The sequence below is a fragment of the Bradyrhizobium sp. S69 genome, assembly GCF_009766005.1.
GTDB lineage: Bacteria > Pseudomonadota > Alphaproteobacteria > Rhizobiales > Xanthobacteraceae > Bradyrhizobium.
Window position 1 is genome coordinate 108,994 of sequence record NZ_LMUK01000043.1, and the last position, 21,628, is coordinate 130,621.

At 60.9% G+C, this 21,628-nt stretch carries 15 protein-coding genes and 4 pseudogenes; 12 read left to right on the forward strand and 7 right to left on the reverse strand.

Annotation, left to right across the window (positions count from 1 at the left end):
* The first annotated feature begins 209 nt into the window (after nt 1-209).
* From GSQ88_RS23000 to GSQ88_RS23025, 6 genes and pseudogenes are all read left to right on the forward strand, one after another.
* Entirely contained in the window at nt 210-998 is a 789-nt protein-coding gene (locus GSQ88_RS23000; protein WP_159010371.1) for an EcsC family protein, read from the forward strand.
* A gap of 153 nt (nt 999-1,151) precedes the next feature.
* On the forward strand, nt 1,152-1,400 hold the full coding sequence (locus tag GSQ88_RS23005; protein WP_159010052.1) for a hypothetical protein: 249 nt from the start codon (nt 1,152-1,154) through the stop codon (nt 1,398-1,400).
* 77 nt (nt 1,401-1,477) lie between these two features.
* A pseudogene (locus GSQ88_RS36215) lies at nt 1,478-1,929 on the forward strand (MFS transporter); the annotation flags it as partial.
* 114 nt (nt 1,930-2,043) lie between these two features.
* Nucleotides 2,044-3,534: pseudogene (gene istA / locus GSQ88_RS23015) on the forward strand (IS21 family transposase); the annotation flags it as partial.
* An 8-nt stretch (nt 3,535-3,542) separates the two neighbouring features.
* Complete coding sequence (istB, locus tag GSQ88_RS23020) at nt 3,543-4,406, forward strand: IS21-like element helper ATPase IstB (RefSeq protein WP_159010054.1); 864 nt, start codon at nt 3,543-3,545, stop codon at nt 4,404-4,406.
* A 6-nt stretch (nt 4,407-4,412) separates the two neighbouring features.
* Entirely contained in the window at nt 4,413-5,291 is an 879-nt protein-coding gene (locus tag GSQ88_RS23025) for an MFS transporter (RefSeq protein WP_159010055.1), read from the forward strand.
* Between the two features lie 56 nt (nt 5,292-5,347).
* On the opposite strand, the pseudogene GSQ88_RS23030 reads toward GSQ88_RS23025, so the two are convergent.
* Together GSQ88_RS23030 and GSQ88_RS23035 are read right to left on the reverse strand one after the other, a co-directional pair.
* Nucleotides 5,348-7,337 (reverse strand): annotated as a pseudogene (locus GSQ88_RS23030) (AI-2E family transporter).
* A 104-nt stretch (nt 7,338-7,441) separates the two neighbouring features.
* A pseudogene (locus GSQ88_RS23035) lies at nt 7,442-7,830 on the reverse strand (DUF1236 domain-containing protein).
* 364 nt (nt 7,831-8,194) lie between these two features.
* Between GSQ88_RS23035 and GSQ88_RS23040 the strand changes: the two are divergent.
* A complete protein-coding gene (locus GSQ88_RS23040; RefSeq protein WP_159010056.1) occupies nt 8,195-8,476 on the forward strand; it encodes a hypothetical protein in 282 nt (93 codons plus the stop codon).
* A 1,036-nt stretch (nt 8,477-9,512) separates the two neighbouring features.
* Nucleotides 9,513-10,511, forward strand: a complete 999-nt coding sequence (locus GSQ88_RS23045; RefSeq protein ID WP_159010057.1) for a quinone oxidoreductase family protein — start codon at nt 9,513-9,515, stop codon at nt 10,509-10,511.
* A gap of 30 nt (nt 10,512-10,541) precedes the next feature.
* On the opposite strand, the gene GSQ88_RS23050 is transcribed toward GSQ88_RS23045, so the two are convergent.
* Nucleotides 10,542-11,087: a MarR family winged helix-turn-helix transcriptional regulator gene (locus GSQ88_RS23050; RefSeq protein ID WP_210253869.1), complete on the reverse strand. Its 546-nt coding sequence runs from the start codon at nt 11,085-11,087 to the stop codon at nt 10,542-10,544.
* 89 nt (nt 11,088-11,176) lie between these two features.
* Here GSQ88_RS23050 and GSQ88_RS23055 point away from each other — a divergent pair, with 89 nt between their 5' ends.
* Entirely contained in the window at nt 11,177-12,058 is an 882-nt protein-coding gene (locus GSQ88_RS23055; RefSeq protein ID WP_159010058.1) for an alpha/beta fold hydrolase, read from the forward strand.
* 252 nt (nt 12,059-12,310) lie between these two features.
* On the opposite strand, the gene GSQ88_RS23060 is transcribed toward GSQ88_RS23055, so the two are convergent.
* Both GSQ88_RS23060 and GSQ88_RS23065 read right to left on the reverse strand, forming a co-directional pair.
* Entirely contained in the window at nt 12,311-12,502 is a 192-nt protein-coding gene (locus tag GSQ88_RS23060) for a hypothetical protein (RefSeq protein ID WP_246784944.1), read from the reverse strand.
* A gap of 102 nt (nt 12,503-12,604) precedes the next feature.
* Nucleotides 12,605-12,778: a hypothetical protein gene (locus GSQ88_RS23065; protein ID WP_159010060.1), complete on the reverse strand. Its 174-nt coding sequence runs from the start codon at nt 12,776-12,778 to the stop codon at nt 12,605-12,607.
* 433 nt (nt 12,779-13,211) lie between these two features.
* Between GSQ88_RS23065 and GSQ88_RS23070 the strand changes: the two genes are divergently transcribed.
* On the forward strand, nt 13,212-13,598 hold the full coding sequence (locus tag GSQ88_RS23070; protein WP_159010061.1) for an ester cyclase: 387 nt from the start codon (nt 13,212-13,214) through the stop codon (nt 13,596-13,598).
* 116 nt (nt 13,599-13,714) lie between these two features.
* On the opposite strand, the gene GSQ88_RS23075 is transcribed toward GSQ88_RS23070, so the two are convergent.
* The gene (locus tag GSQ88_RS23075) at nt 13,715-15,556 is read right to left on the reverse strand and encodes a long-chain-acyl-CoA synthetase (RefSeq protein ID WP_159010062.1); all 1,842 of its coding nucleotides are present in this window, start codon (nt 15,554-15,556) and stop codon (nt 13,715-13,717) included.
* Nucleotides 15,557-16,008: 452 nt separating this feature from the next.
* Between GSQ88_RS23075 and GSQ88_RS23080 the strand changes: the two genes are divergently transcribed.
* Nucleotides 16,009-16,461: a (2Fe-2S)-binding protein gene (locus GSQ88_RS23080; RefSeq protein ID WP_159010063.1), complete on the forward strand. Its 453-nt coding sequence runs from the start codon at nt 16,009-16,011 to the stop codon at nt 16,459-16,461.
* A 2-nt stretch (nt 16,462-16,463) separates the two neighbouring features.
* Nucleotides 16,464-18,782, forward strand: a complete 2,319-nt coding sequence (locus tag GSQ88_RS23085; protein WP_159010064.1) for a xanthine dehydrogenase family protein molybdopterin-binding subunit — start codon at nt 16,464-16,466, stop codon at nt 18,780-18,782.
* A gap of 91 nt (nt 18,783-18,873) precedes the next feature.
* Here the strand turns inward: GSQ88_RS23085 and GSQ88_RS23090 are convergent, their stop codons facing one another.
* Entirely contained in the window at nt 18,874-21,531 is a 2,658-nt protein-coding gene (locus GSQ88_RS23090) for a T6SS phospholipase effector Tle1-like catalytic domain-containing protein (RefSeq protein WP_159010065.1), read from the reverse strand.
* Nucleotides 21,532-21,628 lie beyond the last annotated feature (97 nt).

The following is a 21,628-nucleotide window of genomic DNA, read 5'->3' on the forward strand; positions in this document are numbered from 1 at the left end:
TCTCGAAGGCCGCTTCGTCGGGATGCACGCCTTCGGCGCTTCCGGAAAGATCGCCGATGTGTACAAGAAATTCGACATCAACGCCGAAGCGGTCATTCGCGCGGCGCACGAGACGCTGGCGGAGGTCGCGGCTCTCTGACAAGCTCTATCCCGATGTGCCGCGGTAGGCACCCAAAGGAAGCGGTTCGATCTTGTCGCTGCAGGAAACCATAGAAATCACCAGCGAGGACCGAGATGCCCTGCGCAGGGCCGTCAAGTCGCTGGAGCATCCCGGCCTCGCGGCGCGTCTCACCAATATCATCGGGAAACCCGTCGAACTGATCGGGTACGCTCTGCCATCCTTCGCTTCGAAGGCAATCACTTCTGCGACCTCAAAAGGACTCGAAGCAGCACTCAAGGTCGCATTGCGAACGCTTCCTGCCTCCCCGCGGACCCATTCGCAGCTTCTGCACCGGGTGCTTGCGACCGCATCGGGCGCCGCCGGAGGAACGTTCGGGTTGGCGGCGCTTCCTGTCGAACTGCCGGTGTCAACCGTGATCATGCTGAGGTCGATCGCGGACATCGCACGGAGCGAGGGCGAGGACCTCTCCGATCCGGAAGCCGCGCTTTCCTGCGTCGAGGTGTTCGCGTTGGGCGGCCGCGCCGGATCGGCCGACGCATCGGAGAGCGGCTATTTCGCCGTCCGAAGCATGCTCGCCAAGACTGTGACGGAGGCCGCGCGCTTTGTCGCCGAACGCGGCGTCATCAAGGAAGGCGCGCCGATCCTTCTGAAGTTCGTCACACAGGTCGCCGCACGATTCGGATTGGTAGTCACGCAGAAGGTCGCCGCGCAGGCCCTGCCGGTGGTGGGCGCCGTCGGCGGCGCCGCCGTGAACTACGCGTTCATCGAACACTTTCAGGAAGTAGCCCGGAGCCATTTCACGGTGCGCCGTCTGGAGCGCATCTACGGCAAGGAAAATATCCGGTCCGAATACGATCTGATCGCAGGCGAACTTTAATCTTCGATCATGCTTTGCCTCAGATCTCGTTCACTCTCCTCACTAGCAGCCTCGCCGAAGCTGACATGGAACCAAACGAAGCCGGGAACATTGGCACGACGTGCGCAGACGGCGATCCGCCCGTCTATTAAAGATGATCCAAGGATGCAGATCATGGCTGATGATGCCCCGCCGCCTCCCTTCGTTTACGACGGCCTCGACCCTGTTCTCGAAGAAAAAACGATAATTGGCGAGGTGGCGGACGCCGTGAAGGGGACCGCGCGGCGCATCGGCGACGCCGTCGATTCCGGCCGTCGGCCGGGAATGCCGCTCAGCATATTGAGCAATATCGCTCGAGAAGCACCGCTCGGATCGCTCCTGATCGCGTTCTTGCTGGGCGTCGCGGTCGCAAGGCGCCGGTGACCGTAGGGACGTCCACGCAAGGAACGACTTAGCAGGACGGGTTACCCACTCCGCAACGATATTGGGCCGCGACCACCATCTGGCTTGCGCTCACGCTCTCGGTCCTCGACGGCTCGATCGCCAACGTCGCGCTTCCGACGATCGCTGCGGACCTCAACGCCCCCCTGCGGACTCAATATGGGTGGTCAACGCCTATCAACTCGCCATCGTTGTCTCGCTCCTTCCGATGGCCGCGATCGGCGAGATGATTGGCTTTCGCCGCGTGTTCCAGCTTGGCATCATCGTTTAACCCCTCGGGTCGCTCGGATGCACCCTTGCGCATTCGCTGCCGAATTTGGCATTCGCCCGCGCTATCCAAGGCCTTGGCGCCGCCGGCATCATGAGCCAGAACGGAGCTTTGGTTCGCTTCACCTACCCTTCAAAGATGCTGGGGCGTGGTCTCGGCTTGAACGCGCTTGTCGCCTCGGCCGGAGCCGCGCTCGGTCCCACGTTGGCCTCCGGGATTTTAGCAATGGCCTCGTGGCAATGGTGTCATTCGGCCTGCAATATTGACCCCCTAAGCCGGGGGATCGGCGTCCAAAATTGACCCCCTACAGGTTGGTCTGTTGCGCTGCCTGCTTTGTAATAAAGCAGGTGGTCGGGGATGCTGATCGTGGAGACAATTGCCCGGATACGGCGTGAGCACTTCATCAAGGGCAAGACGATCAAGGAGATCGCCCGCGACCTGAAGGTGTCGCGGAACACGGTCCGGAAGGTGCTGAGGTCGGGAGAGACCTCGTTCGAGTACGAGCGTGTCGTCCAGCCGCGGCCGAAGCTGGGACGATGGGCAGCAGAACTCGACGGATTGTTGTCAGGGAACGCGGCCAAGTCCGCTCGCGAGCAACTGACATTGATCCGGATCTTCGAGGAGCTCCGTGGCCGCGGCTATGACGGCGGTTATGACGCCGTGCGCCGTTACGCCAGGCGATGGAGCAAGGAGCGCGGGGAATCCACGGCTGCGGCCTACGTCCCGCTGAGCTTTGCGCCGGGAGAGGCCTATCAGTTTGACTGGAGCCATGAAGTCGTCCTGCTCAATGGCGTGACGGTGATCGTGAAGGCCGCCCACGTCCGGCTCTGCCACAGCCGGATGCTGTTCGTGCGGTGCTATCCGCGCGAGACGCAGGAGATGGTGTTCGACGCCCACGACCGGGCGTTCGCTCTGTTCAAGGGCACCTGCGTGCGCGGCATCTACGACAACATGAAGACGGCCGTGGAGACGATCTTCGTCGGCAAAGGGCGTCTCTACAATCGCCGCTTCATGCAGATGTGCAGCCATTATCTGGTTGATCCAGTCGCCTGCACGCCAGCGTCGGGCTGGGAGAAGGGCCAGGTAGAGAACCAGGTTGGGCTTGTCCGTGAACGCTTCTTTACGCCGCGGCTGCGGTTCAAAACCCTGGACGAGCTGAATGCCTGGCTGTTGGACAAGTGCATCGCCTACGCCAAGGCGCACCGGCATCCAGAACTGACCGAGCAAACGGTCTGGGAGGTGTTCGAAGCCGAGCGGCCAAAGCTCGTTCCCTATGCCGGCCGGTTCGACGGATTCCACGCGGTGCCGGCATCGGTCTCGAAGACCTGTCTGGTGCGGTTCGACAACAATAAATACTCGGTCACGGCGAGCGCTGTCGGGCGGCCTGTCGAGGTTCACGCCTACGCCGACCGCATTGTGATCCGCCAGGACGGACGCATCGTTGCCGAGCATGCTCGCTCGTTCGGCCGCGGCGATACCGTCTACGATCCCTGGCATTACGTGCCGGTGCTGGCTCGCAAACCCGGTGCCTTGCGCAACGGCGCCCCCTTCAAGGACTGGGTGCTACCGGCTGCGATCGAACGTGTACGGCGCAAGCTCGCCAACGCCGACGACGGCAATCGGCAGATGGTCGATATCCTCAACGCGGTTCTGACCGACGGTCTGCCGGCCGTCGAGGCTGCCTGTGCCGAGGCGATCGCCCACGGCGTCCATTCCGCCGATGTCGTTCTCAACATCCTGGCTCGGCAACGTGAGCCCGCCCCACCAGCCAACATCATGACGCCGGCTGCACTGACCTTGCGCCATGCCCCGATCGCCGACTGTGCCCGTTACGACAACCTCAGGAGAACCAACTAATGGAGCGTACTCAACTGTTCGACCTCATGGGAGAGCTCAAGCTCTACGGCATGAAGGCCGCATTCGACGAGATCATGGCGACCGCCATCAAGCGCCAGCACGAACCTCAACGCATTGTTGGCGACCTGCTCAACGCCGAGATCAACGAGAAGCAGGCCCGCTCGATCAGGTACCAGCTCACCATCGCCAAGCTACCGCTGGCCAAGGACCTTGAGGACTTCCAGTTCGAAGGCACACCGATCAACCAGACGCTGGTCAATGATCTCGCCGGCGGCGGCTTCATCGCCCAGCAACGTAACGCCGTCCTGGTCGGCGGTACCGGCACCGGCAAAACACATATGGCCATCGCAATCGCCAGAAGCTGCATCCGGTCTGGCGCCCGTGGCCGGTTCTACAACGTCGTCGACCTCGTCAACCGTTTGGAGATCGAGACCCGCAACGGACGGCAAGGTCGTATCGCCGAGCATCTGACCCGGATGGACTTCATCGTCCTCGACGAACTTGGCTACCTGCCGTTCGCCCAGTCCGGCGGCCAGCTGCTGTTCCACCTCGTCAGCCGGCTCTATGAGCGCACGTCCATCGTCGTCACCACCAACCTCGCGTTCGGCGAATGGCCCAGCGTGTTCGGTGATGCCAAGATGACAACGGCGCTGCTCGACCGCTTAACCCATCATTGCGACATCGTGGAAACCGGCAACGACAGCTGGCGCTTCAAAAGCCGCGACGACGATCACGCAGCCCGCGCTCGCCTCGTCTCCGCAACCCCGGCCAGCTCCGACGAGGCGAGCGCTACCGTCAAGACTCGTCGCTCAAAGGGGTCAAAATTGGACGCCGATCCGGGGTCAAATTTGAACGCCGATTGACAGGCAATGGCTTTTCGCCGTCAACGTCCCCATCGGAATCGGGGCGTATCTTTTGGGCAGGAAATCCCTCCTGATAATCCGAAGTCCGGCGAATTCGACTTCATGGGCACCTTGTTGAATGCATCGATGTTCGGCTTTGGATTCATCGGCATCGATCTTCTGACCCGCGGCGGCAACATCTGGATCGGGATGGGAGCGTTGACGATAGGAACGGCAGCGGCTGCCCGTCTGTTCTTCCATTCGCGTTCCCAGGCGGAGCCCATCGTCCCGTTCGATCTATTGAGAAACCCGGTATTCAGCCTGTCAGTCGCAACGTCGATCGCTTCATTCGCCGCCCAGATGCTGGCCTTCGTGTCCCTGCCGTTCTTTTTCGAAAGCGCGCTCCATCGCGGTCAGGTGGAAAGCGGTCTGATGATGACGCCGTGGCCGCTGGCGGTCGGGATCGGAGCTCCCATTGCGGGCCGCCTGGCCGACAAGGTTTCGGCCGCGGTGCTGGGCGCGGCGGGACTGCTCGTACTTTGCGGGTCTGGCTCTCTTGGCAGGCCTCCCCGCGAACCCGTCCTGGGGCGAGATCGCATGGCGTATGACCCTATGCGGACTGGGATTCGGCTTCTTCCAGGCGCCGAACAATCGCTCGATGTTGTCGGCCGCGCCGCTTTCGCGCAGCGGGGCTGCTGGGGGAATGCTCGCCACGGCCCGCCTCACGGGCCAGACCATCGGGGCGATTCTCGCCGCCACATTCCGGGCTGCTGCACATTCAGAGATCGTGGCACTGTCGGCGGCCGCAACGCTGGCCGGGGTCGCAGCGGTCGCCAGCGCCGCTCGGCTCTATCATCCAGGGGCGCCCTGCCGCCAAAGGCAGCGGTCGTGGCCGACGCGCCGTAGCTTCGCGCCGCGGCTAATCTTCCGATGGCGCCGGCGCAAAATCGGAATCCGCCGGGCTATAAGGCCGGGTTGGCAACCGGCCGAATATCGAGCCCTGCCGGGCGCGCCTCGATATCCGGCCGCACGCTTTCGATGCAAAGGCGGGTTGCATCCCGCAAAGTATCGGCGAACAAGTCGGCGCCCGAGCCGTTGCGCAGCGTTTCGATCCCTTCGACGGCTTCCGAACCGTTCCAAAGCCCGACCAAGACACGCGCCTTCGGAAGTTTCCGGCGAATGCGGCGGACCGCATATCGGATTTGAGCGGGATTCGTCGCATTGAGGTACGAGAGACAAACAATGGCCACGCCGTCGGTTTCCAATCGAAAGATATTATTCGTCGCCAATGCCCCCGGTCCTTCGACGCGCGCATGGAGTCCGTGCGCGTCGCAGAGTTGGGCGAGCATTATCCCAGCCGCTTCGTCGAGCGCGGTTCGACCCGCGATACACAAAATCGGATTTTCTCCCTGCCATTCGACAGGAAGTTCGGCGCGTTCAAGCACCGGCAAATCGGCATAAACCGGCTTAGCGGCGGCAGCCTCGACGGCCGCAGCGGCTTCCGCGTCAGCCGTCGATTGTTCGCCCGTCGGTTCGCGATCAGCCTGTTCGGAGAGGTCATTCGCGAATTCCAGAACCGTATCGCGAATCCTGATCAGCCGGGATTGGTCGAGCGCGTCCCGATCGAGGTCGGCCTGCGCGAGCTGCAATCCCTTGATTGCCACGTCATCATAGTATGAGGAAAGCGAACGTTCTTTGAGGAATTCCTCGGCTTTTTCGGCTGCTTCCGTCGGATCGCCGGCGAGCATGCGCTGATAGAATATCTCTGCAGGCGAAAGCGCCGGTCGATCGCCAAACATCACGTCCAGGAACGCGAGACGCTCGACGTGCCGCCCAAGGACGACGAGGCAAACCGTGAGCGGCGTCGCGAGCACCAGTCCGATCGGGCCCCACAAGGCCGTCCAGAACGTGGCGGAAACGACCACCGCGACTGGAGAGAGGCCCGTACTTCGACCGTAGACCATGGGCTCGACGACCTGTCCTACCATCGGTTCGATCACGAAAAATAGCGCAGCGGTCCAAGCCAGCATGGACCAGCCGGGATCGACAGCCACTGCCAGGACGAGCGGAAACGCCGCTGAGATGACGGAGCCGATGTAAGGGTACGAACCTCAACACCGCGGCCAAGATACCCCAGAGGACAGGGCTGGGAATGCCGATCAGCCACAACCCCGCTCCAATGAGAATTCCGAACCCTGTGTTGATCAAAAGCTGATTGAGAAACAAGCGGCTTAGCCGACCGGCGGCGTCATCCAGCGCCGCCGTCGTCCGCTGCAGATCCCGTGAGCCGGCCAGGCGGATAAGCCGGTTTCTCAGATCTTCGCGTTGAATCAGGATGAAGATGACGAAGATGACGATGATCCCGGTCGTTGCGAGCGGCGATACCAGTGGTGCGATCAGCGATCGAAGACTTTCGAGAGCCCCCGGATCCGGCTGAAGCACTTCGACTGGGACCGGCCTGACCGTCCGCGGTCCGAGCGGATTTTCGGGAGACGAAACGGCCGGTTGCTCCGTCGAAACTCCTTTGGGCTTATCGAGCTCCTTCCCGAGGTCCTGCAGCATCCCGGCTGCGCGCTCGAGTGTGGAGCTTCCGCCGCTGATGCCCCGGACCGACTGTATCTTAGATTGGATCGTGGTTTGATAATGGGGAAGATCCCCGGCAAGCCTGTTCAACTGAGTAGCGATGAGACTGCCAAGTGCGAAAATGATCGCGAACGCAAATAGCACGACGCCGACGACAGCGATTCCCCGAGGCACCCGCACGCGCTGCAGCGCGGTCACGGGCGAAGCCAAAACGAAGCTCAGAAGGATCGCCAACGCAACCGGTACGAAGACCTCCCTACCGACGTAGAGAGCGGTCACGATGATCACAGCAAGTACCGCCAGCGCAACGGCGCTGACCAGTGATGCCACGTCTTCAGAACTCTGAGGAACGACGAGTTTCGGGTTCATGCTGCCGGTCCTGCTCTTCCCAGAAGAAGCGCGGGTTACTCTCGAGGATCGGAACGCTCCGGACAGCAAAGAAGCGCCAGTCTATGGTGACTGGCCCCAACTCGCTAATCGACAATTTCCACAATTCGATGTGTCCGAGGGTCGACGAGAACCGTCCGACCGTTGACGACCGTGTAGCGATAATCATGAGTGCCGTATTCCGGCGGCACATCGTAGTAGGTCACTCCACATCCCCATCGTAGGTATACAATGGAACATGCCGCTCAGCGACGTAACTATGAAAACGCGGCCGTTGATCTACGCCGAGCACTCCGTTGACACCACCTACGACTCCGCCAATCGCACCACCCACGATACCGCCGATCGGGCCTGCAGCGCGTTCGCCTTCGCGGGACCCCTGCTCAATGCCACCAGGTACGCCTTGGGCAATAGCCACGGTGGGAATAATTAGCGCGGCAGCAATCATCGCCGCCGAAACAGTCTGTTTCATCACATCCTCACTTTTTAAATAACGTACTGACAAGCCGACCGACCATCGTTGGTTCCATTAGCGCGCCGGCCGCTGCGCAAAACAGCCTTGACCCGGCGCTGGCGCGCAGTGTCGCCGTCGTTAAGGGCAATCGCCACGACGCCCCGTGCGCTATGCGGTGAGTGGAGAGTTCCCGCGGCATTCGTGCTTGGCTTCGACTCCCGCTAAGGCTTTGCCTGTTTGGCGGGCATTGGCTGCGGCTTGCCATGCTGCCGACTGTAACCGCGCATTCTCGAAACAGTTTGGCCTCGGCCCAAATCCCGGGTTGAGGCAATTTCTTTTCGGGTATCCCCTGTGAACCCGAGCGGCGAGATTGCGTTGCTCAGTCATGACCAATGAAGAACGACAGCTACTCGAAGACACCGCACGAAACCTGCTGTTGCTTTTGAAAAAATGGGACGACGCTATCGCGGGCATGTCGGTTGCTATCGCCGAGCTATACCGCGCGGCTGTCACGACACCCGAACGTAAACTCGTGGCGATAGCGCGGCTGAACGTGCAGATCGATGTAATGAAGCAGAAGGACGAAAGCGTGCTGTATCTCGAAGGCCTAGTTGAACAGCTGGAAAAATGGTCTGGTTTTGCACCGCCCCAGACCAACCGAAAATAAGCCTACGCTCATCCCGACCGGCTTTTATTGTTTATTGTTATCCAGTTGAGCGGTGCCATCAAGGAGACGATCTCTAAAGATCGAACCGTCACGAATATCCTTCGTGTTGAAGAGCGGATGAACTAGGCAAGGTTCAAACAGGGTGAACGGCCCGGATCCTGTTCGGTTCACTCCACCTTTGCAAGAATGCCTACCGCTTCGATTTTTTCCTAGCCTTTTTCTTTTTCGGCAACATTTTCTTGACGGCTTTCTTGGCCTTTTTCGCGGCAGACTTCGCCGCCTTAACAAGTCGCTTTGTGACGGATTGCCGTTCAAATTAGAGACCATACGTCCAAGGGCGACAGCATAAGCAAGAAAAAGATGACCAAATCGACCAAGATGAAGAAAGCCGATACCAAATACACATGCGTCAGGCCGCCCCCGGCGGCTTCTTCGTCAGTACCGTGCTCCGATTATGCGGCCGTCAAATCAAGCGCTCGGGAGTCGAGCGCGCCGCTTCCCCCTACAGCGACGCTGCCGGGTGAAAGCGCACCGGGGCCTCATCACGCACCCCGTTTTGATTTTGCGGGCTGGGTGCTGCTCGGCGGATCCGACGCCGGGAAAGTGCCCTCCAGCCCCTTCTCGAGCTTGTCATTCGTATCCTTGTCGGCCTTTTAGCCTGCTTGGGATCGGCAGCATGTTTGTCGGTCGGCGCGGGATCGAATTTTTTGGACATCATCAGGCTCCTGTTGCGAGCCTCAACGTCTCGTTATCGCTGATCGTTCCACGCGTAAGCAAGCGGTGCCTGCCTTCGGCGCACCTTCGACAAGCCTATGGTCTTCAAGCCCGCGAGCTCCTCAGCCTGCCCCCTCGCCTTTCCGATCGGCATCGAGGAATTCTACGTCCGCCTTTGGCGAGCTTCGACTGGTTGATCACAAATCAGTTAGGGTGGATCAGACCTATTGTAGGCATATGCCTATAATGCCACATCGAGAGTCTTGGAAGCGTTGGCTTGAGGCCGACCCGGAGCACCTCCAGTCACGAAGGTGAGAACCTGATGAAAGCCATTCAATTTACTTCTTTTGGCGGCCCCGAAGTACTCAGTTACATTGACCTTCCAAAGCCGTCGCCGGCGCAAGGCGAGATTTTGATCGAGACGACGGCAATCGGAGTGAACTTTCCCGACGTTCGCGAACGAATGGGCGTCTATAACCAGAAGGAAACACGCGTTGGTGGCGTTGAGCTTCCGCACGTTACTGGTCTCCAGGTGGTTGGACACGTCGTCGCAGCCGGCGATGGCGTTGCCCGTGCGATGATCGGCCGCAAGGTGATGGCTCTGATGAAGAAGGGAGCCTACGCCCAATTCGCGCTGGCATCGGCCGCGACAACGGTAACCTTGCGGCCGGACGCTGATGATGTCGCGATGGCAAGCCTGCCTTGCCAGGGGGCGACGGCGTACCTGACTTTGCAGGCTTCGACCCTGTTGCGCGCCGGCGAGAGTGTTCTGGTTCATGGTGCTGCCGGCGGCGTCGGTAGTCTTGCGGTTCAAATCGCTAAGGCGCTCGGTGCTGGGACTGTTATTGGAACTGCAAGCTCGGACGAGCGCCGCGCCTTCGTTCGAGACATCGGTGCCGATCTCGCCATCGGCTATGAAGACCCCAATTGGCCTCGAACGGTATTGGACCACACCCAGGGCCGGGGCGTTGACGTCATCCTGGAGTCGATCGGCGGCGACGTGTTCGAACAGAATTTCGAATGCCTCGCCAGATTTGGCCGTCACATCGTGTTCGGTTCGACTCGAGGACCCGGCAATCCGATCGCGCCGCGACGCCTGATGACGAAGGCACAGTCTCTGACGGGGTTTTACTTGCCAATTTTCTTCGAGACGCCAGAGCTGATCTCGCGCGCACTCGCATTCCTCGCCGACCGGGTAACGGGTGGCAGCATCAAGGCCAATGTGGCGACGGTGCTTCCCCTCAGCCGGGCCGCTGAAGCACATCGCATGCTCCAGGCCAGACAGGTTCAGGGCGCCATAATTCTGGACCCGGCAACATGAGCCGAGCCGGCGCGGTGAGCTTTGCAGCCGTCAGGATCTTGTCTGCGCCTTGCGTGCGGCTTGAGGCCGCGCGGGATGTCGCAGTGAATTGGCCGAGTTTGTCAGGCGGTCGTCATGGGCAATGGCAAGCAGTTTCATCTGCAATTCGGCTCTTTCATCCCGGCCGACCACCTCGACAACGCGCTGCTGCGCGTTTTGCCAAAGTGGCGTCGCCTTCCTGTGCATCGCTCGGCCAGATTTGGTCAACACTACGCCGCGCTGGCGGCCATCTTCTTTGTGCTGAACCAGCGCGACGTAGCCATCGCGCTCAAGCGGGCGCAGCGTGTGCCCCAGCCCCGAACGATCCATCACCATGGCATCGGCAAGCTCGGTTACTGTCGGAGCATTCGACCCGCGCCGAAGGATCTCCGTCATGAGTGCGTATTGCGTCACCGTGAGACCGGCCGGTCGCAGCGCGTCATCGTACAGTTGGGTGACGCGACGCATCGCCTTGCGCAGCGCTGTGGCGCTGCACTGGGTCAGGTCTCCGTGGTCCACTTTCATCAGCTTCTCCCGGTGCAGAATATAGTCGCGCACGGAATGACCCTCAACTAATACAAACAGTCGCAAGAGAATCTGCTCGATCGCGGCCGATAACGTGCACCCACAACCCGGGAAATAGGCTGATGACAAACATAAAACACGGCACCGCGGACATAGAGCCGGGTACCCGTATCCATTATGTGACCGCTGGTGAGGGACAGCGTACCGTGGTGCTGCTGCACGGATTTCCACAGACGTGGTGGGCCTGGCGCCACATCATTCCGAGACTGGCGGAGGCTGGCTTTCGCGTTGTTGCGCCAGACTACCGCGGGGCCGGTCACTCCTCGCACCCTCCATCCGGCTACGACAAGCGCACGATGGCAGCGGACATCCACCGACTGTTGCACGCGCATCTCGGCATCAAAGAAGCAGTTGCGATGGTGGGGCATGATATCGGCCTGATGGTCGCCTACGCTTATGCCCAGGCCTATCGCGATCTTGTCACCCATCTCGTGGTGGCCGATGCACCGCTTCCGGGCACCCAAATTTTCGATCGCATGCGGGTTGATCCGCGGGTATGGCAGTTCGCCTTTCACAGCGTTCGGGATATTCCCGAAATGCTCATCGCCGGGCGCGAGCGGCTTTACATACAGGCAATGATTTCGGCGAGAATCTACGATCCTTCGGCGATATCCGAAGCTGATCTCGATATTTATGCGTCGGCCTATGCGATGCCGGGCGCGATGCGCGCCGGGCTTGAGGTCTATCGCGCGTTCGATCGCGATGTCGATGACAACAGGGCGGTTATCAAACAGTCCGGAAAGCTGACGATGCCTGTGCTTACGGTCGGCGGTGAGATCAGTACGCTGGGGCCGGTGATGGGTGAGATGATGACGGAAGTAGCCGACCACGTCACGAGCGTGCGTGTGCCGGGCACGGCTCATTTCATCGCGGAGGAGAATCCTGCCGCAATGACTGCCGAATTACTTGATTTTTTCGGATCATCGCCCCTGTCGAGCACGTGAAATTGGCGAGCTCCCAATTGTCATCTGAAATCCTGCATTTTGAATTTTTTACTAACGGTCTTATTGAGCAGGTTTTGCCATTTGGACGTCCTCCTGAAGCAAAGCCCGCCCAGTGGGCGAACGCTGGGCGGGCTTTGAAGTCAGGAGCTTTAGGGGACAGAAGCTCCGATCGATAAAGCACCTTGATCGACATCCGTTCCAGAGCCGGAAACCCGACCGAATTCCCCGAAGCCCGTCAACGGTCCGTTTGCGCTACTTGATCCGCTGTTCCTCAACCTGACGGTCACGTTCGCCGTAAAGCTCAATTATCTTGGCCATCATGCGGCTGAACAGCTCTTCCGCCGAGGCCGTGTTTATCCCGGCCCGTTGCAACGATTGAATTTCTTTCCGTTGGCGGGAAAGCTGCCGCCGCCTGTTCTCGATTTCGTTTCGAAGGAAATCCAAAGTTCGCATCCGCCCACCGTGAACGACACCAGAACGCGAATCAAGCCGTTAGAAATCGGTGTTTCGCCAAACGGCCCCCCAGTCGCTGATCTGTGCGCTAGGTCACGAAGTCTTGTCGAGGGCGATGCCATTGTCGACGCCAGCGAAGATTGGTGCCCGCGCCAGCGCCTGTTCATAGCTCATGATGGTGACGCCGTTGGCCGGTTCGATGTCGCCGCCAGCGCAAACTTCTTCTGCCAGTTCGAGCCATCGCCTTTCGCAACACGCACGAGCCATATTCCCGCGCCTTGGTTTCGTCGGAAGCCCAACGCGAGTCCCGTTCTGATCTCGTGAAAATAAGGACGGTGCGGGGGCGGTAATTTGAGGCGGGGTTTCCGATCAAGCGATGCCATCGAATCTCTCCACGGGTAATGGCCGGGTCACGGCAGGGCTGAAACGGGGTGTCTCAACGATTACACCGATATAGAGAGTTTAAAAGCCAAATCAATAAGTTACGAAGTTCGCCAGAGTGCAGCGAAGTGGTTTAAAGTACAATCTTCTCCCCTTGTGGGAGAAGGTGGCGCGGACGAAGTCCGTGCCGGATGAGGGGTCGCCACATGCACTACCCCTCACCCGTCTCGCATCTTCGATGCGAGCCACCCCAAGAGCGAGCTTCGCTCGTCTCGCTCCCACAAGGGGAGAGGGGAAAGAAGTACGGAGCACGGAAGCCATGACCAGGAGCGACCTCGCCGACATCTACCGAGGCTACATTGCCTGCCTCAATCGACAGGACTGGCCGACGCTGGGACAGTTCGTCCACGATGAAGCATCCCGCAACGGCGAGCGGCTTGGGCTATCAGGCTATCGCAAGATGCTGGAGAACGACTTCCTCGAAATCCCGGATCTTCATTTCAACATTGGGCTGTTGATTTCAGATCCGCCTCATATTGCGAGCCGGCTGCAATTCGACTGTACGCCCAAGGGTAAATTCCTTGGACTCGATGTGATGGGAAAGCGAGTTTCCTTTGCCGAGAATGTATTTTATGAATTTCGCGGCGAGAAAATTTGGCAGGTGTGGTCGATTGTCGACAAGGCCGCGATCCAAGCTCAGCTTTAGCGACGCTGTATCCGCCGTCATGCCCGGGCTTGACCCGGGCATCCATCCGTCCAAGGAATTTTTCGTGAAAGAGATGGATTGCCGGGTCAAGCCCGGCAATGACGACGTACTTGGCCCTACAGCCGAATCGAACCATCGAGAATCCGCGCATAGGCTTGCGCATCGATCGGGCGATACTCGCCCGATTTCGGTTCGCGGAAAAACAGCGGGTCGATCACGTGGTGCGGATCGAATCCGTCGCGCACCAGTTCGTGCTTTTTCTGCTTGAAGGTTTCGGTGCTGTCCAGCGCCGCGCAGATCCGGATCATGACCGGGCAGGCATAGGCCGGTAGCCGGCGCGCAAGATGCGCGGCGAATTCCTGGAGGTCGAAGCGGCTATCGATCACGATCGCTGTCATGCCGGCGCGGCCGTCGGCGCCGGGGATTTCCACGCCATAGGTGGTGGCCTCGGCAACGCCCGGGCCATCGGCCACGGCCTCATTGACCTCCGACGTCGCGACGTTCTCGCCCTTCCATCGAAACGTATCGCCGATCCGGTCGACGAAATGAAAATAACCTTGCTGGTCGAGCCGCATCAGATCGCCGGTGCGAAACCAAGCATCGCCTTTCGCCTGCACGTCGTGCAAGATCTTCTTGTCGGTCTGGGCCTGGTCGGTATAACCCTCGAAGCGGCCGCCGCCTTGATCGGCGGTGCCGATCCGCCCCACGGCTTCGCCGACCTCATCGCGCGCGCACGCGATACACAGGCCCTCGGCATCGCGAACCGGCATACCGAGCTCGTCGACCCGCACGATCGCCGCCGGAAAGCGATGCGCCAACAGTGGCGGAATCCGGCCAATCGCGCCGGGCTTTCCCTCGACATTGTAGAGCGAGAAATTGCCTTCGGTCGCGGCGTAGAATTCCAGGATGCGGGAGATCGCAAAGCGCGCCTGAAAGGCCTGCCAGATATCGCCGCGCAGGCCGTTGCCACAGGCCAGCCGCAGCCGATGGCTGGTTTCGAATTCGGATGCGGGCGCCTTCAGCAGATAGCGGCAGAGCTCGCCGATATACTGGAACAGCGTGCAGTCCCAGCGCGCGACCTCGCTCCAGAAATTTCCGACCGAGAATTTGTCGGACACGACCACCGAGGCCCCCGCGCTCAGCATGCTGCATGGCGCGACGATACCGCCGACGCTGTGGAACAGCGGCAGGCAATCGTACAGGCGATCCTCGGGCGTGGCGCCGGTCAATCCGGCAAACCAGCCGCCCCAATTGCGGATGCGGCGATGGCTGATGCTGGCGGCCTTCGGCAGGCCAGTGGTGCCGGAGGTGTAGATCAACAGCGCGCGATCGTTGATGGTGACCGCGGGACGCTCAGCGGCGGTCAGCGGACTGCCATCCATCCGCTCCAGAATGTCGTCCAGCGCGGAACCGCCATCGCCGAGTTCGAAGCCGGTGGCGTCGGCATCGCCGCCATGGGTCCAGATTTTCGGAACCTTATCCAGATAGGGCACCGCGGTCTCGAAGACATCGGCGAGTTCCGCGGCCAGGACGACATGATCGGCCGCCGCGACATTGATGCAATGCGACAGCGATGGCCCGATCAGCTTGGTATTGATCAGCGCCACGACGCCGCCGACCTTGCTGATGCCGAGCCAGGCGGCGACGTAATCCGGCCGGTTCGGCATGAACAGGCAGACGGTATCGCCGCGCTTGATTCCGGCCGAGCGCGCCCAGCGCGCATAGCGGTTGATCCGGGCAACCAAGGCGCCATAGCTGAAGGTCTCGGTGTCCGACAGCAAAGCGGGCCGGTTTGGCTGCCGCGCGGCGTGTTCCTCGACAATATCGGCGAATAATTTTTCCGGGTTGGCCTCGATACGCGAGGTCAGCTCGATCGCCTTCAGCCAGCTCTTGGCGGCCGACGGCTTGCCCTGCGGCGGCAGGGTCTGTTGTGGCAGCTCGATTGCGCCTACGCTCATGGCCGAATACCCGTGAATCCCAGGCCACATATAGCTGTGTTGGCTGGATCAGGGGTTAACCAGCAGAGTTAAGAGCGGCTTGTTGTTGCAGCGCAGAAAGCAGCGCCAACCAACCTCATCATACCGCGTAAGGGCTGTTGACCAACCGAGCCCCTGTTACAAGGCCCTGCTTTCGCCAAATGGAGATGCCAAACAATTCGTTGTGAAGCTGGTCTTTCCGGGTTTTCTGATAGCCTCTTGAGAACGTCCATCTCCGCACGCCAAATAATAACCAAAACAGGAGGACCGCGCCGGACACGGAAACCCACGAAGGTCTGTAGTTGCGCGTCACACCGATCACCCGGAAGGGGGCCGGCGGGACCGGCACGCAGGCAACGATGCGAGCAGCCGAGAAACATGTTCTCGCTCGCGTCAAAGAAACATCATTGGCTTATGAAGAGCGAGGAACGATCATGATCAAATTGAAGATTAATGGCGAAGCGCGTAACTGGGACGGCGACCCGGATCTTCCGCTACTCTGGTTTCTCCGTGACGAAGCCGGATTGACCGGCACCAAATTTGGTTGCGGCCAGGCCTTGTGCGGCGCCTGCACCGTGATGGTCGACAAGCAGGCGGTGCGCGCCTGCATTACGTCGGTCTCCGACGTCGTCGACCGCGAAGTCGTCACCATTGAAGGTCTTCATCCCACCGGCGATCACGCGGTTCAGAAGGCCTGGCGCCAGGTCAATGTGCCGCAATGCGGCTATTGCCAGTCCGGCCAGATCATGCAGGCCGCGGCTCTGCTGACGGAAAATCCAAAACCCTCGCACGATCAGATACGTGAAGCGATGGCGGGCAACATCTGCCGCTGCGGCTGTTACCAGCGCATCGAAAACGCGATTCATCTCGCCTCGACGGGGGTCTGATCATGAACATCTTCACAAACCCGGACAAACTTCGCGGCATCGAAAAGCGCGTCAAGGTGCAGAAGGTTTCTCGCCGCACCATCCTGAAGAGTCTTGGTATCACCGGCGGGCTGGTGCTTGCCGCACCGGTGACGTCGCGTCAGGCGTTCGCGGCCTATCAGACCGGCGCCGGAAAGATGCCGCATGGCACGGTGGTCGATCCACGCGTGTTCGTCGCGATCGCGCCGGATGGCATTGTGACCATCGTGGCGCACCGCTCCGAAATGGGAACCGGGGTTCGGACCAGCCTGCCCCTGATCGTGGCCGAAGAAATGGAGGCCGATTGGTCGCGCGTCAAAGTCAAGCAGGCGCATGGCGACGAAGTCAAATTCGGCAATCAGGATACCGACGGTTCACGTAGCACGCGGCATTATCTGATCCCGATGCGCCAGATCGGAGCATCGGCGCGGGTGATGCTGGAAGCCGCTGCCGCCCAGCGCTGGAACGTGCCGGTGACCGAGGTCAAGGCCGTCAACCACGAGGTGGTTCATGCCGCCAGCGGTAAGCGTTTGGGGTTCGGCGATCTCGCCGCCGATGCCGCCAAACAACCGGTGCCAAGCGTCGATGGCCTGAAGCTGAAGGACGCAAAGGACTTCCGCTATCTGGGCAAAGGCGAAGTCGGCATCGTCGACCTGCGCGACATCACCGTCGGCACCGCCCATTACGGCATCGATACGCGGTTGCCCGGCATGAAATACGCCGTGATCGCGCGGCCGCCGGTGACCGGCGGCAAACTGGTATCGTTCGATTCAGCCGATGCGATGAAGGTCTCCGGCGTCGAGAAGGTCATGGAAGTCCAGGGCTGGCCGTGGCCGTCCAAATTCCAGCCGCTCGGCGGCGTGGCTGTGATCGCGCGCAACACCGGTGCGGCGATCAAGGGACGCGACGCGCTCAAGGTGGTGTGGGACGACGGCGCCAACGCCACATACGATTCCGTCGCCTATCGGACCGAACTCGAGGAAGCCGCACGCAAACCCGGCCTCGTCGTGCGCAAGGAAGGCGATGTGGATGCCGCCCTGAAAGGCGCGGCCAAGGTGATCGTGGGTGAATATTATCTGCCTCATCTGGCCCATGTCAGCATGGAGCCGCCGGTCGCGGTGGCGGATGTGAAGGGTGACAAAGCCGAGATCTGGGCGCCGGTGCAAAGCCCCGGCGGCACCCGCGAAGACGTCGCCAAGACCCTCGGAATCCCCGAGGACAACGTCACCGTCAACGTCACGCTGCTTGGCGGCGGGTTCGGGCGCAAATCGAAATGCGATTTCGCGATCGAGGCGGCGCTGCTTTCCAAGGCGCTCGGCGCACCGGTCAAGGTGCAATGGACGCGCGAAGACGACGTTCGCCACGACTTCCTGCATACGGTCTCGGTGGAGCGCATCGAAGCCGGCCTCGACGCCAGCAACAAGGTGATCGCCTGGCGGCACCGCAGTGTCGCGCCCACCATCGCCTCGACCTTCGCGGCCGGTGCGGTGCATGAGGCGGCGTTCGAACTCGGCATGGGACTGATCGACATGCCGTTCGAGATCGCCAATATCCAATGCGAAAATCCGGAAGCCGCCGCCCATACCCGCATCGGCTGGTTCCGCTCGGTGTCCAATATCCCGCGTGCGTTCGCGGTGCAGTCGATGGTGGGCGAACTCGCGCACGCCACCGGCCGCGATCAGAAGGATATGCTGCTGGAACTGATCGGTTCGCCGCGGATCGTCAATCTCGCCTCGGTGAAAGACCCCTGGAACTACGGCGAGCCCTATGACAGCTATCCGATCGATACCGCACGGCTGCGCAAGGTGGTCGAGGTCGTCGCCGACAAGGGCGGCTGGGGCCGGACCGTGCCCAAAGGACACGGGCTCGGCATCGCGGTGCATCGCAGCTTCGTCAGCTACATCGCGACCATCGTCGAGGTCTCGGTTGGCGACAAGGGTAAGCTCACGGTGCATCAGGTCGATACCGCGATCGATTGCGGAACCTATGTCAATCCGGAGCGGATCCAGTCGCAGATCGAGGGCGCCGCGATCATGGGGCTTAGCCTCGCCAAGCATGGCGAGATCAGCTTCAAGGCCGGCAAGGTGCAGCAGGGCAATTTCGATGACTTCCCGGTGGTCCGGATCGACGAGGCGCCGCTCATCACCAACGTCCACATCGTGCCGCCCGGCGCCGATACCCCGCCCAGCGGCGTCGGCGAGCCCGGCGTGCCTCCGTTTGCACCGGCGCTGATCAACGCGATCTTCGCCGCCACCGGCAAACGCATCCGGGCGCTGCCGATCGGCAAGCAACTGGAGACGTAAGGCGGAACAAAGCGCCCACACGAATGACGCTCGCGGTATCTCTGCTGTCGAGCGTCATTCGCCGCGCAAGGAGATCGCCCGCATCGTTGCGTTACGACTTGACGTTACGCACCTCGACGGTCGCCGTGCCCTTGTTTTCCTGATAGAAAAAATTCCGCGGTAACGGCCATGCGAGGACCCTGTCGTTGACGTACAGGAACAACTCGCCATTGCGCCGCGGAACGATCGGCACCTCGATAATCTGGTCTCTTTGATAGGGATCCGGCTCAAGCAGGTACTCGTCGTTGCCGGTAGCGCCGACCCGCGCCAACACCACGAAGCGCGACTGCATCAGGTTTCGCGTCAGCGGCCAGCTCAAGGCCGACAGGATCTTGTCCCAGCGCGAGCTCAGCTCGCCGCGATGCACGCCGCGCACGGAGACCTCGCGTCCATCGCTGGTCCAGATGTCGTCGGGCGTCACCTTGATGATGTAGCGCTGCCCCTGCTCGACCATGATATGGGTCGAATTGCAGATCTTGCCGACGTCGAGCTTCTTGTACTGTGTTTTCTGCGGCTGGATCTCGCACTTCGCCGCGCAGGTCGCGGGACCCGCGATCGAGGCCTGCGGCGTCCGGCATACGGCATTCGCAAAGCATTTGTCGGAGTTCTTGTCAGCGCCGCCGCATTTTTCCTTCGGCGCGAATTCGCAAGCGGGCGTGGTGCCCTCTCCGCAATAGACCGGCCCTCCCAAACCGCAGCTCACCGCGCCGCTGGCCGAACAGGTCGCAACGGCCGGGCCGACGCAGCGGCTGATGCCGTAATTGATCGTTGCCGAGCGGTCGGCCGCTATCTTTGGATCGGCATGGCAGACGTAACCGAAGCTATCTTCCAGATCGAAAACGATGTGGCTGGCGAACAGCAGTCCGATGCCGACAAACGACACCGCGAACACCATCGGCAGCCATTTGAGCTTCAGGTTGCGGATCAACGACCGGTAAGGCGGCGCGGTTCGCAAGTGCAATACGGCAAAGGCCGGCAACATCGATAGCAGGATCAGCACCAGCGTCGCCCGGATCGAGAAGGTGACGTAGTGAACGATCCAGCCATGCACCGGCCTCGGCAGTTGCAGCTCGCGCGGCAGCACCGAATAAAACAACAGATAGATGCCGACCAGCGCCGCGAGCCGGCGCAGCCAGACCGAAGCCGGCGTCGACGGCGCCTCAGCCGTCGCGGCCGGGCGCCATATCAGTTCCATGCGGCTTTCGATCACACCGCCGAGCCGCGACCCCACCAGGATCAATCCGGCCGCCAAGCCGCCGACGAACAGGAATTGGCCGGGTGCGCGCGCATAGGCATCGATCCACGACGCCGCAAAACCCGGCAGCACCTGGCCGAGCAGCCGGATCGCCTGCGAGACGAAACTGAGCGGCGTGGTGAATTCGTCTTCCGCGGGCGCGACGCGAAAAAATGGATAGAGCGCCAGATAGAACGAGGCAAACACGGTCGCGAAATAGATCACGCGACGGCGCCAGACCACATTCCAGATATCTTCCTGCTTGACGCAGCGCAGCGCGGCAGCCTCCGCCGGCTCGACCGTCGATTGGTCCGCCAGGCCATTGTCGGTCAGCAGGTCGTAATGGCAGGGAATGCCGATCGGCGCATAGCGATGCGCGCCGGCTTTGGCACGATTGATCGCGGTCTCGTGGATCTTTGCCTTCTCGATCGACACTTCGTCGCCGGAGCGCCGCGAGAGCTTCATGTGGTTGAGGTCGTCGATCCGGCGCGGACCATAGCGGTAGTAGCCGCCAAGACCATTGCGCGAGTCGTAAAGCCGGCCATCCTTGTCGCGAAGCCATTTCGCCAGCACCACCATATCGGGGTCGGCCCGCTGCTCCGGATCGGCGCTGGTGCCGGTCTTGAATTTCAGGCCGGTGGCCTCGGCGCTCTTCATGATCCAGTAGAGCGGGATATGGGCTAGTGAATCGTCGGGATAACCACCGCCGACATTGGAATGAACGCCGGGAAACCAGACCTGATGCAGTTGCCCGGGCGGAACGCCGTTCTCGCTCCATAGCACCGGATGAAACGTGGTGCGCTCATCGTCCAACGCCAGCGCATGACACGCCTGTTCGATGCCGTGATTGAAATTGCGATCGGGCAATTCGAGCGGGAACAGCCATTTGCTCACGCCCCGCGCCATTTCGTCGATCGGCAGACCGTAAGCCGCAACCGTATCCCACAGACCCAGGAACCTGATCTTCTCGACCGTGCGGTTGCGGGTTTGATCGTATCGCTGCCCGAACAATCGCAAGCCCGCATCGCGCGCCCAGCGGAACGGCGCCTCCAGGTGGAACACGGTGTGAAACAAATTGGCGCGGTAGGCCCGATAGGCCAGCTTGGCATTCTCGTATAGTTCGGCATCGGTGTTGCCGCGCACCAGGCCCTGATCGAGAACCAGCCCGATCACGACGCGGATCGTGAACGCGCCGCGGCTGAACCCGAACCCGTAGATTTCGTCGTCCGGGGATTCGTAATTGGCGCACAGGAATTTATAGATATCGAGGACGTTCCGCTTCAGGCCATAGCCGAACACACCGCCGAGTATCGCCAGCGGCTTGAAGGAAGACGTTCCCACACCGTCGTCGTAGAACGCGACCTGTTTCTTGCCCGTGAGATCGAGGCTTTCGAACACGCGCCAGACATTGGATCGCCAGACCTTGCTGGCCGAATTGCCAGTCCCGTCGGAAAGCAAGATAATTCGCTTGCCCACGCGCGCCCCCTTGAACGAAATCGCCGGGGTCAGGTCGCCATGGCGACTTCACCCGCGTTTGGCCGGTTTTCCATTGATAGATCGGAAGGCAGCACAT

Excerpts from the sequence above, each read along its gene's own strand:
- GSQ88_RS23005 (WP_159010052.1), top strand. The coding sequence starts at position 1,152 with ATGGCTGATGATGCCCCGCCGCCTCCCTTCGTTTACGACGGCCTCGAC.
- istB (WP_159010054.1), top strand. The coding sequence starts at position 3,543 with ATGGAGCGTACTCAACTGTTCGACCTCATGGGAGAGCTCAAGCTCTAC.
- GSQ88_RS23025 (WP_159010055.1), top strand. The coding sequence starts at position 4,413 with ATGGCTTTTCGCCGTCAACGTCCCCATCGGAATCGGGGCGTATCTTTT.
- GSQ88_RS23040 (WP_159010056.1), top strand. The coding sequence starts at position 8,195 with ATGACCAATGAAGAACGACAGCTACTCGAAGACACCGCACGAAACCTG.
- GSQ88_RS23045 (WP_159010057.1), top strand. The coding sequence starts at position 9,513 with ATGAAAGCCATTCAATTTACTTCTTTTGGCGGCCCCGAAGTACTCAGT.
- GSQ88_RS23055 (WP_159010058.1), top strand. The coding sequence starts at position 11,177 with ATGACAAACATAAAACACGGCACCGCGGACATAGAGCCGGGTACCCGT.
- GSQ88_RS23065 (WP_159010060.1), bottom strand. The coding sequence starts at position 12,778 with ATGGCTCGTGCGTGTTGCGAAAGGCGATGGCTCGAACTGGCAGAAGAA.
- GSQ88_RS23070 (WP_159010061.1), top strand. The coding sequence starts at position 13,212 with ATGACCAGGAGCGACCTCGCCGACATCTACCGAGGCTACATTGCCTGC.
- GSQ88_RS23075 (WP_159010062.1), bottom strand. The coding sequence starts at position 15,556 with ATGAGCGTAGGCGCAATCGAGCTGCCACAACAGACCCTGCCGCCGCAG.
- GSQ88_RS23080 (WP_159010063.1), top strand. The coding sequence starts at position 16,009 with ATGATCAAATTGAAGATTAATGGCGAAGCGCGTAACTGGGACGGCGAC.
- GSQ88_RS23085 (WP_159010064.1), top strand. The coding sequence starts at position 16,464 with ATGAACATCTTCACAAACCCGGACAAACTTCGCGGCATCGAAAAGCGC.